Origin of the sequence: Paenibacillus paludis (assembly GCF_042610515.1) — a bacterium.
In the GTDB taxonomy this organism is placed as follows: Bacteria; Bacillota; Bacilli; order Paenibacillales; family Paenibacillaceae; genus Paenibacillus_AQ.
The window spans coordinates 16879-30113 of record NZ_JBGJZP010000004.1 but is presented as its reverse complement, the minus strand read 5'-3'; the positions used below and the strand labels follow the sequence as shown (position 1 = coordinate 30113).

Genomic DNA, 13235 nt, shown 5'->3' with positions numbered 1-13235 from the left:
TACCGGAAGAGTATTTCCAAAGCGCCTCCGGATGTTTCCAAATTGTAAATTAAGAGACCCTCGGAAAAGACAGTTCAAATGCCGTGCCTTCCCCTTCTGTCTCCAGCAGAGTAATGGTTCCGTTCTGCTTCTCCACCAGATTGCGCACCAAGGATAGGCCCAGTCCAGTCCCGCCTGAGGCTCTGGAACGGTCACGGTTGACCGTGAAGAAGGGTTCAAAAATCTTGTCGCGGGCCTCGGGAGGAATCCCGATACCGGAATCCTTGATGGTGATCCATACCCGCTGGTCCCGGACCTCGCTATGAAGATGAACTCTCCCTTGCGGGACATTATATTTGATCGCATTGTCGAGCAGATTGATAAAAATATGCATAAAGCTCTCCTTATCAATCCAGATATGGGCGGGTTCGGCATCCAGCGTAATCATAATCCCGTAGCGCTCCGCCTTGCCGTTCATGCGTCCGCAAATATCCTCCAGGCCCTCAGCCACCTCCAGCAGTTCAGCCTGTGACTCGAAATCGTATTTCTCCAGCGCCGTCAGCTGCAGTACCTTCTCAACCATCTCATACAGCCGCCCAGTCTCTTTGGCAATATTGAGCTTGGCATCAAACAACAGCTTGGGATCATCATCATACATATTCAGCAGGTCTACATAAGCTTTTATAGAGGTCAGCGGCGTCTTGAATTCATGGCTGATATTGCCGATATACTGCTTCTGCTGCTGCTCCAGCGCCTGCAGCTTGGTGACGGCCAGCTGCAGCTTGCGCTGCTCCTCATCCTTTGCGGCAATGCTGCTCTCAATCTCGCGGCTCATGAAGTAAATGCCTTCAGCCAGCTCGCCCAGCTCATCCTTCCGCTTCACCGGTGGAGCAGAGATATATTCGGCGCGGCGGATCGACTCTGCCGCCTTCTTAAGCCGCCCGATCGCCGCAGCGGCGCGGTTGAAATATAGATAGCCGACGATGAAGCTGAGCACCAGCACGGCTGCACCGGTCGTCAGGAACAGGTTCTGTAAGGTTTGCTGGAAGCTTTGGGCGCTCTTCAGCGAATACTGCAGCTGCACAACACCCATCTGCTTCTCCGGTCCTTGCACAGGAGCCAGATAAAGCAGCTTATCATCCGCTGCGTTCTGGTAGGCGATTTTATTCTGCAACGCATAGGCCAGCGCACCGGAGACATCCTGCCCTGCCGGGGCAGTCTCTCCTTGGACCGAGCTGCCAACGACCTGCCCCGCCGCATCGTAAAGTGTAACTTCCAGGCCGGTGAACCCGGCCAGCTCCACAGCCAGCGATCTGCCCCGCTGCTGCATGAATGCCTGCGGTTCGAGACGGGCACCCGTATAATACGTCTGCTTCACCCGCAGATTCACTGTTTTGACATGCTGGTCCAGGTAGTCTTCAGCCTGTAGCTGCTGATTCCTGGCTACACCCTGCAGCACAAAATAGCTCAGCACACTTACAGCCAGAATGAGCAGTACGGCCAGGAACAGGCTGAATTTCAGCTTGATGCTGATCCTCATGGGTAACTCCCGGCAGAAATGGCTTTATAGCCGACCCCATAGACGGTTTGCAGCACATTCTGGTACGGCTCACCCAGCTTTTTGCGCAGCCGCTGGATGTGGATGTCCACCGTACGTGTGCCTCCGGCATAATCCATTTCCCACACCTGTTCCAGCAGCTCTTCGCGCATATAGACACGTTGCGGGTGGGAGAGCAGGAGGAGCAGCAGATCAAATTCCTTCGGTGTCAGCTCAAGCTGCTGCCCGTCAAGCTCGGCACTGCGCCTTCCGGGGTACACGTGCAGCGCCCCATATTCGATAATCTCGGCCGGTGCCTCCCCGCCTTGTTTGTCCAGCCTGCGCAAGAGTGCCTTGACACGGGCCAGCAGCTCACGGATTTCGAACGGCTTGGTCATATAATCATCCGCGCCCAGCTCCAGGCCGACGATTTTATCAACGATATCATTTTTGACGGTCAACAGAATAATCCCGATGTCCTTCCGGTTCTCCAGCCTGCGGCATACATCGTATCCGCTCAGCTTCGGCATCATCACATCCAACACCATGGCATTCGGCCGGAAGGTCAATACCTTGCCAAGCGCCTCTTCGCCGTCAGCGGCGGTGTCCACCTCGTAACCTTCACGGCGGAGCGCATAGGCAATCGCACTTACAATGCCCGGCTCGTCATCGACAACAAGCACTTTTTTAGCCATCTTCGGTTCACCTTCCCGCTTCCGGTTTAATTATTTCTTGGCCAATTGTTCTATTTGTAGTATACCTTTGTTCGCCTGTTTGACCAAAATCCTTGCCTGCTTCCAAAAAAACGAACCCGCTTGCCAATTTAAACGTAGTATTCGTCAGGAGCCCAATTTTTAGGTTATCTTAAACCAGACTTAAGCTTAGCCTCAGCTTCACCGTTTACAATAAGCTTAAGCTAAAGTCCTAATTGCCGTAACCTACGCCCCTTGATTGATATAACATTACACTTAAAGTGAGGATGACACTGATGAATATAAAACATATGAACATTAAACGCATGAACATTAAACGGGTGATGATTGTCGGAACAATGATTGTGGCCATGTCCTTTGGAGGAACCACCTGGGGCAAGCCTGCAGCAGTAGCAGCAGCAGCCGCTCCGGTAGCAAAATGGTCCACTTCTACCAATGTGGCAGACAAGGATGAATTACTGGAGGCACTGAATCAATCCTCTGACGAGGAGTTGTACGAGGCACTCTATGACGGGAAGTCCTTACATGATATCGCTGTAGAGAACGGCGGGAATATTGACAGTGTTATTCACCTGCAGGTTGCCCAGTTAACCCAGCAGCTTGATGCCAGACTGGCAAGCGGAAGCATTACTTCGGAGCAATATACCGCTCAGAAAGCCGAACTCAGCGAGCTTGTGGCTCAAAGTGTTCTTACCTCATTCGATTAACGGGAACTACATAACAATCGCAAGTGGAAACGGATGCCGTCCTCAAAAGGACGGTATCCGTTTCAGCGAGAAATAGAAGGATAATTTATAGCGTGCAGCATATAAATTCATTATATTTGAACAAAGAAAAAGTGGCATTCCAACTTTCGTTAAGTAGGAATGCCACTTTTTATTATGCCGCTAAGGAATCTGACAGGTTATTGAATCTTTTTCGCTTCAATATCCAGAGGTACCTGCTTCTCCCGGGTAATATCCAGAATATCCAGGAAGAAGACGAAGATCGGAATGCCGAGAATAAGTCCCCATACGCCGATATAATGCTCGGAGAACAGCAGCACGATAAAGGTGTAGAACATCGGCAGGTTCATTTTGGAAGACATCAGCTTCGGGTTGAGGAAATAGCCTTCGACAAAATGCAGTACTGCAATCATCGCCAGCACATAGATCGTCATTTCCAGCCCGCCGATGCTATAGCCGATAATGCAGAGCGGAATCAGGGAGATGACAAAGCCGACAACCGGGATCAGGCTGAGCATGAAGATCATGATCGACAGCGCGAAGAGGTACGGAAAGCCAAGAATCCACAGCCCGATGACCGTGAAGAAAGTATTGAACAACGCTATCAGAATTTGGGCTTCAATGACTTTGCCGAAGGAGGAGATGAATTTTTTGCCGAAATACTCCAGCTCCACATAGAACCAGGAAATCTTGCTCTCTCTCAGGCGGGAGGTAAAACTGACAATCCGGTTCTTCTCCAGGATGAAAACAAAGCTCAGAATGGTTGACAATACGAAGGTTGTGCCCCAATTGCTGATCTTGAGCACATAATCAATGCCGCTCTTCATATAGGACTCATAGTTCAAATCCTTCAGCATGTTGAATAAATACTGCATAATCTCATTCTGCGGAATATCTTCAGAGGTTAAGGTGCTGAGAAAATTGGTTAATTGCTTAATTTGCTCAAAAACCTTGGGCAGATATTTGACGAGGGCCATCACGATCATGCTGATTAAAGCCAGATATAAGATGATAATAATAACCTTACTGTTCACCTTAACAAATCTACTGGTCCGCTTGGTCAGCAATACCTGAAAGCTGTTCATTACATAAGCAATCAAAAACGTCAGCAGCACCAAATTCAGCATGTCTCGAATACTGTACAGCAACAGTGCGATCAGCGCCAGAATTAAAAACCGCCGGGCTGTTAAATTCGCGTAGTAACGCTTGAATACTTCCATTGTTCCTCTCCATTCGCTTGCAATTAGGACTTTTATTTATAGTCTACAGTAATGAAATCACTTATAGCAACTTGGAGGGCCCCTAAAATACGCGGAAATACAAACTTTATGTCAACTTATCAGAGCCGAGCCTATATTATGCTATAATGTGGAAAATAATCGTTAAATATGCAGAATCATTTCTGCCACTGGAGGTCTTTATCTTATGGGAAAAATCATCTGTATTACCGGAGCCTCATCCGGAATTGGCCTGGCCTCGGCCTTGAAGTTCGCGCGTGAAGGCTGGATCGTCTACGCTGGTACACGAAACCCCGCACGTGATCAGGAACAGTACCGTGGAGAGAGCAATCTTCATTTTGTAGAGCTGGAGGTTACGAAGCCGGAATCGGTTCAGGCTGTGATCGAGCGGATTGATCAGGAGCAGGGCCAACTTGATGTGTTGTTTGCCAATGCGGGCTTTGGCTATCTCCGGGCGCTTGGACAAGCACCGCTGGAGGACATTCAAAAGGTGTTCGACACTAACGTATATGGCGTCATGCATACGATTCGAGCCGCGCTGCCGCTGTTGCGCCGCACCGGATATGGACACATTGTAGCCACTTCAAGCGTCGGCGGACTGGTTGGCCAGCCGATGAACGAGATCTACTGCGCCAGCAAGTTCGCGGTGGAGGGCTTGCTGGAAAGTCTGGCTACCTACTACAAGCCGCAGTTCAATATTGATGTCACGCTGCTTGAGCCGGGAGCCATCGCCACTGAATTCAACAAGACCGTGCTCGGTCATGTAGCCGACACCGGAGGAATTCTGGAGGACGAATATAAGCCGGTTCTTGATGCCTATACCGCGACATTCCTGCAGCGGAACGTGGTGCCGCAGACCGCTGCTTCTGTAGCGGACGTCATGTGGGACCTGGTGCATATGGAAACCAAGCCGCTGCGGATCCGCACCTCGGAACAGGCGGAAGCCTTCGTCTCCCGCAAGATAAGCACAGACCCTACCGGACTCGAAGGTGTGCTCAACACCCGCAAGATCCAGCTCAATCTATAAACGGCTTGAAAGAGGAGCTGGCTCTAAACTGCGTTTCCGGTCTTTAAGTCTCACCGGCAGTTTCGGCCAGCTCCTTCTCTATCAGCTCCCTGTTGCTCCGGTGGAATTTGGCCATATTACGCGGGAACGCACAGCCGTCGATCAGGCGTTCGATGTCTTCCTGCTTGCCTTCAGCTATAGCTGTCCGCAGATTATCAATATAAGCGAGACCTACGGCTTTGCGCCGCGAGATTTCGGGCAGACTGTCGGCCACTTCCCCATGTCCGGGAACCAGCAGCGTGACAGCATGACTGGCAAGGATCAGTTCCAGTTTGCCCAGCGTCTGCTCGTAGGAACGGCTGTTGTCATAAACATAGGGGAACTCCACGTCCGACAAATAGTCTCCGGCAATGAACAGTCCGAGCGGTTCAACCAAGGTAAACAGTCCATCATCCGTATGCCCCGGCGCAACATAGCCGGTCAGCACCATATCTCCGAATACTAGCGTTTGCCCATCCTGTTCTATGATATGATCCACTACCGGATAATTTGTCTCGTAAGGCCTTCTCAGATAGTAATTGTCATCAAAGGTCCGGAGATCCTCGATAATCGCCTTCCGCTCTTCTTCGCTTTTGCCTGCAAATGCTCTGCTGGCGATAACTTCGGCCTCCTTGAAAGCCCCATACCCGATAATATGATCATAATCAGAGTGCGTGAATAACAGCAGCAGCCGTCTGCCGGCAAGGGTATTCTCTACATACTGCCGGATTTCCTCCACTTCACGCGGCAGCCAGCATGGATCCACCACCAGCACACAGTCTGCAGTCTCCACTACAAGCGAATTGGTCTCATAGAGATCACTCTGAAATAGTGTAACCCCTGCGCTTTTCGATTTTAACACCGATTCCCCTCCTAGCCGGATCAACGTTTCTATTTCACACCAGCAAAATTCTTATGTCTACCTTATAAGTTCACATATAAATACTTATATTTCAATAAAAAAAGATTGCCCCGGCAGAGCGCCAGGCACAATCTTCTCTGATGTCGATAGAACTTTATGAATGCCTTGTACCCCGTTTACCGCTGGATCGGCTCAATCCGGTATACTCCCGCCTCAGCCTGTCCTGAAATAATATGCCATCCGAAGGAGAGCACCGCTTCCAGACGGCTTTTCTCAGCGTCCGTCAGAGCCAATTCCACCGCTTCCTTGCCTTCCTCCAGCTCAAGCTGCGCCTCTTTGCCGAGGGCTACGGCAATCCAGCTGCGGATTCCACGAATGGTATTGTACTTGATCTGGTAGCCATCCGTTACCGCGCGGCGGTACTCCTCCGGCTGCTCCGCAGCGAATGCTGCCAATTGCTGATAGTCAAAATGGAATTCACTCTCATCCACCGGCAGCTCTCCCCCGGAGGTTATTCCGAGCAGCTGCCCGCTCTCCCACCCCAAGGACCGCAGCGATTCCAGCAGCAGCGCATCCCATTGCGATAATTTAACTTTGCCCGATGTTTCTGTCATTGTATGACCTCCCTCCAGTAATAACACCATTAACTCAGCCTATCCTTATTTCAAATCATAGCACAGCTGTCCTTTATTCCGCGAAGTCGTAAGCCACAAAGTGGCCTGGGCTCACTTCCTGCAGCTTAACGGCTTCGCCCTCGCCGCGCGAGACAGAGAAGCCGTCCAGATGAATTCTCTGATTCACCTTCATTGGGTCTGTCTCCAGAATGGAAGACAGCAACGCTTTGGTATACGGATGAATTGGGTTGTCGTACAGCTCATCGCTCTCCGCAACCTCGACAAGGCGTCCGCCGTACATGACGCCGATCCGGTCGGAAATATGCCGGACCATCGACAGATCATGGGCGATGAAGAGATACGTCAGTCCGAATTCGGACTGTAAATCCTCCAGCATATTGACGACTTGAGCTTGGACGGAGACGTCGAGCGCCGAAATCGGCTCGTCACAGACGACAAATTCAGGCCGCACGGAAAGCGCTCTGGCGATGGATATCCGCTGGCGCTGGCCGCCGCTGAACTCATGAGGGAAGCGGTACAGATGCTCTCTCTTGAGTCCTACCTTCTCCAGCAGCGAAGCCACCGCTTCTTTGCGTTCTTCCCCCTGGTGCACGCCATGGATTTTCATCGGCTCGCTGATCAGCTCCAGCACATTCAGACTGGGATTCAGCGAGGAATACGGATCCTGAAAGATCGACTGAATCCGTCTGCGGAAAGGCTTCAGCTGCTTCTCGCTAAGAGAGCCGAGCGACTGGCCGTCAAATGACACCTCGCCGCCTGTATAATCGTATAGCCGGAGCAGGCAGCGTCCTACTGTCGACTTTCCGCTGCCCGATTCTCCGACCAGTCCGAAGGTTTCCCCCCGGCGAATTTGGAAGCTTACGCCGTCGACTGCTTTCAGCACGGCGGTGTCGCGTCCGCGCATATCTTTGCCTTTGGAGAAATGCTTCTTGAGATTGTTCACATCCACCAGCACATCGTTTTTACTCACAGGGCTTCCCCTCCTTCCGCACGAACTGCAGCAGCTTCCGGCGCGCCTTCAGCCAGCCAGCACATTGAGCGGTGGCCCGGAGACAGCTCGGTTACCGGAGGCCGCTCGCTGCAGCGGGCAAAGGCATGCGGGCAGCGTTCCATGAACGGGCAGCCCGGCGGCGGATCCAGCAGATCCGGCGGCGTGCCTTCAATCGGAATAAGCCGCTCGCGCGAGCCGCCGCCACGTTTCGGAATCGAGCGCAGCAGGCCTTGGGTATAGGGATGCTGGGGGCGGTAGAAGATATCCTGAACCGTCCCCTCCTCCATAATAAGCCCGCCGTACATCACGATAACCCGGGTGCAGACCTGCGCCACCACACCGAGATCATGGGTGATTAGCGCGACAGCGGTCTCCGATCTTCCCTTCAGCTCTTTAAACAGGTCAAGAATCTGCGCCTGGATCGTTGCATCAAGCGCGGTTGTCGGCTCGTCGGCAATCAGCAGCTCCGGCTGGCAGGAGAGCGCCATGGCGATCATCACCCGCTGCCGCATTCCTCCGCTGAACTCATGCGGATACTGCTTCAGCCGCTGCTCCGGATCACGGATGCCCACTTGGCGCAGCATGTCCGCCGCTTCGGCATAAGCCGCTTCTTTATTCAATCCGCGGTGTCTGCGGATGACTTCCGTTAATTGCTGCCCGATTCGCTTAACCGGATTCAGCGAGGTCATCGGGTCCTGAAAGACCATGGCGATCCGGTTGCCGCGCAGCTTGCGCCACTGCTTCTCCGAGAGCCCGTTCAGACTCTCGCCGCGGAACTCAATATTTCCGGCGGTGATGCGGCCCGGAGGCGTAATCAGGGACATAATCGCCTTGGCCGTGACACTTTTACCACTCCCGGATTCCCCGACGATTCCCACAGTTTCACCGGCATCTATATGAAAGCTGACTCCCCGGACCGCCTGATTCTCCCCATCGCGGGTAGAGAACGATACTTGCAAATCCTCAACAGACAGCAGCCTCTGCGTCATGATGTCTTCACTCTCCTATCTCCGGATCAGCTTCGGTTCAAAGCCAACCCGCAAAATATCACCCAGCACATTAAAGCTCAGTACGGTTAACAAAATCATCAGCCCGGGAAACAGCGCCAAGTAAGGCGCCTGGGCAATATAGCCCTGCGCGCTGTTCAGCATGCTGCCCCAGGTGGCATTCGGCGGCTGTACGCCGAAACCGAGAAAGCTAAGCGAGGATTCCATCATAATGGCCGAAGCAATGTTGTTCGTTGCCCCTACAATAATGACCGGCACCAGGCCGGGAAGAATGTGGCGCCAGATAATGCCTGTGGCGCTTTGTCCCGACGCCTTGGCGTACAGCACATATTCGCGTTCCTTGATCGTCATCGCCTCCGCACGGATAACCCGGGCTACATTCATCCACATCAGGAGCGCAATAATGATGATAATGTTGCTGACGCTTGGTTTCAGAAACACGCTGAGCAGCAGCAGAATCAGGAAGGAAGGAATCGACATGATAACATCCAGCATACGCATCAGGAGATTATCCAGCCAGCCGCCGAAATAGCCGCTGATTACGCCCACTGTTACCCCAATGACGGTTGCCACAACCATCGAGGCGAAGCCAACCAGCAGGGACACGCGGCCGCCGTACAACGCTCTGGCCAGATAATCCCGTCCATAGTCATCCGTTCCAAACCAATGGGCGGCCCCCGGCGGAGTTAGTCTCGCCATCGCATCCATTGCATTGGGATCATAGCCGGACAGGAAGGCGAAAATGGCTCCAAGGGTAAATACAATCAATATTACGAGAGCGGCGACACCCAGACCGTTCGTAAACAGCTCTGATTTTAGATTTTTCCATTTACTGCGATTCATGAGGTCACCCCTTTAATTTAATTCTCGGATCAACGAAGCTATAGAGAATATCCGCCACCAGATTGCCGATAATCAGCATCAGGGAAGAGAATAGCGTGATCCCCATAATGACCGGGTAATCCATTCCCTTGACTGCCGTCATTCCCAGCGACCCGATGCCCGGCCAGGAAAATACCGTCTCCGTCACGATCGCCCCTGCCACCAGATCGCCCATGGACATGCCGAGCAGCGTAATTACAGGCAGCAGCACATGCTTCATAACATGACGAAACAGTATCGTCGACTTCTTCGAGCCAAAAGCATACTGAATCTGCACATATTCCTCTTTCAGCTGTCCGATGGTGCTGGAGCGGATGTAGCGCACGTATGTGGCGAGAAAACCAAAAGCCAGAACAGAGCAAGGCAAAATCCCGTGCTTCAGCACATCAACCGCCGATTCCACGCCAATCGTACGCATCCCCATACTCGGCAGCAGATGCAGTTTAATGGCAAATAAGTACATTAGCAAAATGGCCAGCCAGAATAATGGCACCGAAATCCCGATGTAGGAGATAAAATTAATCAGCTTGTCGGCCCAGCGGTTGCGGTTCGCTCCGGCAATCAGGCCAAGGGGAATCGCCAGCAGTACCGCAAGCAGGATCGCACTGCCCATGAGTCCGGCTGTCGCCGGCAAACGGTCCAGTATTTGATCCAATACCGGCTGATGGTTGACCAGGGAATACCCGAAGTCGCCCTGGGCGATTTCTTTGATCCAGATAAAATATTGAATATACGCCGGCTTATCCAGCCCCAGGTTATGGCGGATGCGCTCGATATCATCGGCATGCATATTCGGTGTTACAAAGGACAGCACCGGATCTCCCGGAGCCAGCTTGATCATCGTAAAGCAGACAACCGACACGAAAAACAACATCGGGATCGTTTGCAGCAGTCTACGAAAAATGAGTTGTCTCATACGCATATTCTCCCAGCTCTTGATCAGCAAAAAATAAGCTGGATGTCCAGCTTATTTTTTGCCGTACTTATTTTTCGCTGCGCTTTATTTCAAATAGATTTTGGACAAATCTTCAAAAATAACGACAGGCTTCAGAACAGCTTCTTCAATTCCGCCATAGGTGTTGGACACGGCTACGACAGTTTTAGTATAAGCGATTGGGTAGATCGGTGCATCTTCAGCAACAATTTGCTGTGCTTTCTTGTAGATCTCGCCGCGTTTGGCTGTATCAGCCTCGCCGGCTCCATCCTTCAGCAACTGGTCAACCTCTGGATTCGCATAATGCGAATAGTTGGAGGAAGCGCCCGAAGTGAACAGGATGCGGTAAGCATCGGGATCATATCCCATGATATATCCGGTCAATGCCAGCTCGTAGTCCTTAGCCTTCAGGTCAATAAACTTCTGCACCCAGGCTGAGGAATCCATATTCTGCAGTTCAACCTCTACGCCGACCGCTTTAAGCTTCTGCTGTACATACAGGGAGATGGCTTCCTGTGTTTTGTTTCCGCTTTGCACAATATATCTCAGCTTGAGGTTGCTGACCCCAGCCGCTTTCAGCAGTTCCTTTGCTTTGGCGACATCATTGTCATACGTAGTCACGTCATTGGTGAAGTATAGCGCGTCCGGAGTCAGGAATGACTTCGCCGGATCGGCATATTCACTGGAAGTGTATGCCGTTTGAATCAGTTCATCACGGCTGAGCGCCAGGGACAAAGCTTGACGTACTTCTTTTTTAGCCAGAACACCTGTGTCGCTGTTGGCGTTGAACATCAGATAAGCCAGGCGGCCTTCACTGTAAGGCAGGATCTGAAAATTATTTGTAGCCTGGATAGTCGCTACATCCTTTGGATCCAGGTACTGCACGTTGATCTCGCCATTCTGCAGGGCAAGGTTGGCAGCGTTGGTATCCTTGGCAATCCGGTAAGTTACAGAATCCAGGTGCGGCTTGCCGCCGAAGTAGTTATCGAATCTTTCCAGTGTAAGATACTCACCGGCTTTATATTCTTTGAACTTGAATGGGCCCGAACCTACAGGAGAGGCATTTTTGGTGCTTTTCTCCAGATCAGTTTCATTCTCAAAGATATGCTTTGGAATCGGGAATACCTGCACCAGTGCAGCTTCGAAAGCCGGGCTGACTTGCGGCAGCTGGAATTCTACAGTCACATCATCCACTTTCACCGCTTTGACCGGCTTGTCGCCGATGACAAAGCTGGCTCTGAGGAAGCTATTCTGTGCCTCATCCAAAATGCTGTCAATCGTAAACACTACGTCGTCGGCAGTCAGCTTCTCTCCGTCATGCCAGGTGAGTCCGCTTTTCAGCTTCAGTGTATAAGTAAGATTATCGGCCGAAGGCGTAAGGCTGTCCGCCAGATAAAATGTTTTCTCTCCGTTATTAACCTGGAACAACGGGGCATACAGCGCCTGGTCAATCGTCAAGCTGACCCGGTCACCTGCATAGTTCGGATTAAGCACTACCGGATCGGAAGCCACCCCGATAATCAAGTTCCCGCCGTCTTTGGGTTCACCTGCCGCAGGCTGCTGCGAAGCGTCCGGTGACTGGCTTGCATTTGTTGATGCTGCGTTATTCCCCCCGGAGCACGCACTGATCATAACCGTTAACAATATTAGAACAATAACCCCTGATAATCCTCTACGCATTTGTTTCTCCTCCATGTCTATGAACAACTTCACTACTTCTGTTATGAATTATATATCGGAATACTCGGGATTACAATGGATGCAATTTCACAATAATGGGATTTCGAGGGAATCGCCTGTAAAGACGGGTAGGGCGTCTAATGATTCCACACCTTGACCTCTGACATGATATCCCCGCGCTTCAAGGCGTCCACATGCTCCATTCCTGCCGTGACTCTTCCGAACACCGTATGCCAGGGATCCAAATAATCAAACGTATCATAGCAGATAAAAAACTGGCAGCTGCCGGTATTAGGCCCGAAATGAACCATCGACAAGGCGCCACGCACATGCTTATGGGGATTATTCTGCGTTTCACAGGGGATTTTATCGGTGCCTCCACGCCCCGTGCCTTCGGGACACCCGCCTTGAGCTACGAACCCGCGGACTACACGCTGAAAAGTCAGGCCGTTATAAAAGCCGCTGTTCGCCAGCTTTTCAAAATTGGCTACGGTACCCGGGGCTTCCTGCTCATGAAGCTCAAGCTCAATGACCTGTCCTTGCTCCAGTCTGATGGATGCCTGCTTCATGATCTCCCCTCCGGCTCTTCATTTCTATAAGGGCCGCCAATATGGGCAACCGTCTTGGCAGCTTCCTCCGGCGCATAGATCTCCTGTACATCCTCGTCCCGCAGCGGACGGTAGTTCCCCTCCGCATCATGCCAGAACACCTCGGCACGCGGATTCATTGCCAGCAGCAGATTGATCAGCTGTTGTACTTTCAGCGGTGATTTATCCATAGCGATAGTGCCACTCCTCCCGTCAGCCTGCCGACTGCCCGTTGCAGTCTTTAAGCGGTATTGTACAACAGGCCGTCTCCAGACACCAATCCATAAATTCCCACACCCTTTAAAAAATAAGGGTTAGTCTAGTACCTCTCTAAATATATTGAATACATATAACCTATATCATCTATTTGTAAATCCAAGGGGATGTTCTATTAATGATGACCCTGTACTGGAATGGAAA

The 13235-nt window shown here is 51.6% G+C and carries 14 protein-coding genes; 2 read left to right on the top strand and 12 right to left on the bottom strand.

Annotated features, from left to right (window positions below):
* Positions 1–49 precede the first annotated feature (49 nt).
* Entirely contained in the window at positions 50–1519 is a 1470-nt protein-coding gene (locus ACAN56_RS08840) for a sensor histidine kinase (RefSeq protein WP_379142119.1), read from the bottom strand.
* Positions 1516–2211: a response regulator transcription factor gene (locus ACAN56_RS08835; protein WP_038584958.1), complete on the bottom strand. Its 696-nt coding sequence runs from the start codon at positions 2209–2211 to the stop codon at positions 1516–1518. Before ACAN56_RS08835 ends, ACAN56_RS08840 begins: the two co-directional genes overlap by 4 nt.
* 293 nt (positions 2212–2504) lie before the next feature.
* Here ACAN56_RS08835 and ACAN56_RS08830 point away from each other — a divergent pair, with 293 nt between their 5' ends.
* Positions 2505–2936, top strand: a complete 432-nt coding sequence (locus ACAN56_RS08830) for a hypothetical protein (RefSeq protein WP_379142116.1) — start codon at positions 2505–2507, stop codon at positions 2934–2936.
* Positions 2937–3133: 197 nt separating this feature from the next.
* On the opposite strand, the gene ACAN56_RS08825 is transcribed toward ACAN56_RS08830, so the two are convergent.
* Positions 3134–4174: an AI-2E family transporter gene (locus tag ACAN56_RS08825; protein ID WP_038584955.1), complete on the bottom strand. Its 1041-nt coding sequence runs from the start codon at positions 4172–4174 to the stop codon at positions 3134–3136.
* Between the two features lie 205 nt (positions 4175–4379).
* Here ACAN56_RS08825 and ACAN56_RS08820 point away from each other — a divergent pair, with 205 nt between their 5' ends.
* Positions 4380–5219 (top strand): SDR family oxidoreductase, encoded by an 840-nt coding sequence (locus ACAN56_RS08820; protein WP_038584953.1) that lies wholly within the window; start codon positions 4380–4382, stop codon positions 5217–5219.
* Between the two features lie 43 nt (positions 5220–5262).
* Here the strand turns inward: ACAN56_RS08820 and ACAN56_RS08815 are convergent, their stop codons facing one another.
* The 9 genes from ACAN56_RS08815 to ACAN56_RS08775 form a co-directional block, all read right to left on the bottom strand.
* On the bottom strand, positions 5263–6099 hold the full coding sequence (locus ACAN56_RS08815; RefSeq protein ID WP_379142113.1) for an MBL fold metallo-hydrolase: 837 nt from the start codon (positions 6097–6099) through the stop codon (positions 5263–5265).
* A 176-nt stretch (positions 6100–6275) separates the two neighbouring features.
* Complete coding sequence (locus tag ACAN56_RS08810; protein ID WP_038584947.1) at positions 6276–6713, bottom strand: hypothetical protein; 438 nt, start codon at positions 6711–6713, stop codon at positions 6276–6278.
* Between the two features lie 73 nt (positions 6714–6786).
* On the bottom strand, positions 6787–7704 hold the full coding sequence (locus tag ACAN56_RS08805; protein WP_038584944.1) for an ABC transporter ATP-binding protein: 918 nt from the start codon (positions 7702–7704) through the stop codon (positions 6787–6789).
* The gene (locus ACAN56_RS08800) at positions 7701–8714 is read right to left on the bottom strand and encodes an ABC transporter ATP-binding protein (RefSeq protein WP_038584941.1); all 1014 of its coding nucleotides are present in this window, start codon (positions 8712–8714) and stop codon (positions 7701–7703) included. The genes ACAN56_RS08805 and ACAN56_RS08800 overlap by 4 nt, the downstream gene beginning before the upstream one ends.
* A 15-nt stretch (positions 8715–8729) precedes the next feature.
* Entirely contained in the window at positions 8730–9575 is an 846-nt protein-coding gene (locus ACAN56_RS08795) for an ABC transporter permease (protein WP_038584939.1), read from the bottom strand.
* A gap of 4 nt (positions 9576–9579) precedes the next feature.
* The gene (locus ACAN56_RS08790; protein ID WP_076114551.1) at positions 9580–10530 is read right to left on the bottom strand and encodes an ABC transporter permease; all 951 of its coding nucleotides are present in this window, start codon (positions 10528–10530) and stop codon (positions 9580–9582) included.
* A gap of 84 nt (positions 10531–10614) precedes the next feature.
* Entirely contained in the window at positions 10615–12228 is a 1614-nt protein-coding gene (locus ACAN56_RS08785) for an ABC transporter substrate-binding protein (RefSeq protein ID WP_038584934.1), read from the bottom strand.
* A gap of 137 nt (positions 12229–12365) precedes the next feature.
* A complete protein-coding gene (locus ACAN56_RS08780; RefSeq protein ID WP_379142106.1) occupies positions 12366–12797 on the bottom strand; it encodes a peptidylprolyl isomerase in 432 nt (143 codons plus the stop codon).
* Positions 12794–13006: a hypothetical protein gene (locus tag ACAN56_RS08775; RefSeq protein ID WP_038584928.1), complete on the bottom strand. Its 213-nt coding sequence runs from the start codon at positions 13004–13006 to the stop codon at positions 12794–12796. The genes ACAN56_RS08780 and ACAN56_RS08775 overlap by 4 nt, the downstream gene beginning before the upstream one ends.
* Positions 13007–13235: the final 229 nt, after the last annotated feature.

Bases quoted from the DNA above. Each gene is read 5' to 3' on its own strand.
- ACAN56_RS08835 (WP_038584958.1), bottom strand. From the start codon at position 2,211: ATGGCTAAAAAAGTGCTTGTTGTCGATGACGAGCCGGGCATTGTAAGT.
- ACAN56_RS08825 (WP_038584955.1), bottom strand. From the start codon at position 4,174: ATGGAAGTATTCAAGCGTTACTACGCGAATTTAACAGCCCGGCGGTTT.
- ACAN56_RS08830 (WP_379142116.1), top strand. From the start codon at position 2,505: ATGAATATAAAACATATGAACATTAAACGCATGAACATTAAACGGGTG.
- ACAN56_RS08800 (WP_038584941.1), bottom strand. From the start codon at position 8,714: ATGACGCAGAGGCTGCTGTCTGTTGAGGATTTGCAAGTATCGTTCTCT.
- ACAN56_RS08785 (WP_038584934.1), bottom strand. From the start codon at position 12,228: ATGCGTAGAGGATTATCAGGGGTTATTGTTCTAATATTGTTAACGGTT.
- ACAN56_RS08820 (WP_038584953.1), top strand. From the start codon at position 4,380: ATGGGAAAAATCATCTGTATTACCGGAGCCTCATCCGGAATTGGCCTG.
- ACAN56_RS08790 (WP_076114551.1), bottom strand. From the start codon at position 10,530: ATGAGACAACTCATTTTTCGTAGACTGCTGCAAACGATCCCGATGTTG.
- ACAN56_RS08840 (WP_379142119.1), bottom strand. From the start codon at position 1,519: ATGAGGATCAGCATCAAGCTGAAATTCAGCCTGTTCCTGGCCGTACTG.
- ACAN56_RS08775 (WP_038584928.1), bottom strand. From the start codon at position 13,006: ATGGATAAATCACCGCTGAAAGTACAACAGCTGATCAATCTGCTGCTG.
- ACAN56_RS08780 (WP_379142106.1), bottom strand. From the start codon at position 12,797: ATGAAGCAGGCATCCATCAGACTGGAGCAAGGACAGGTCATTGAGCTT.
- ACAN56_RS08795 (WP_038584939.1), bottom strand. From the start codon at position 9,575: ATGAATCGCAGTAAATGGAAAAATCTAAAATCAGAGCTGTTTACGAAC.
- ACAN56_RS08810 (WP_038584947.1), bottom strand. From the start codon at position 6,713: ATGACAGAAACATCGGGCAAAGTTAAATTATCGCAATGGGATGCGCTG.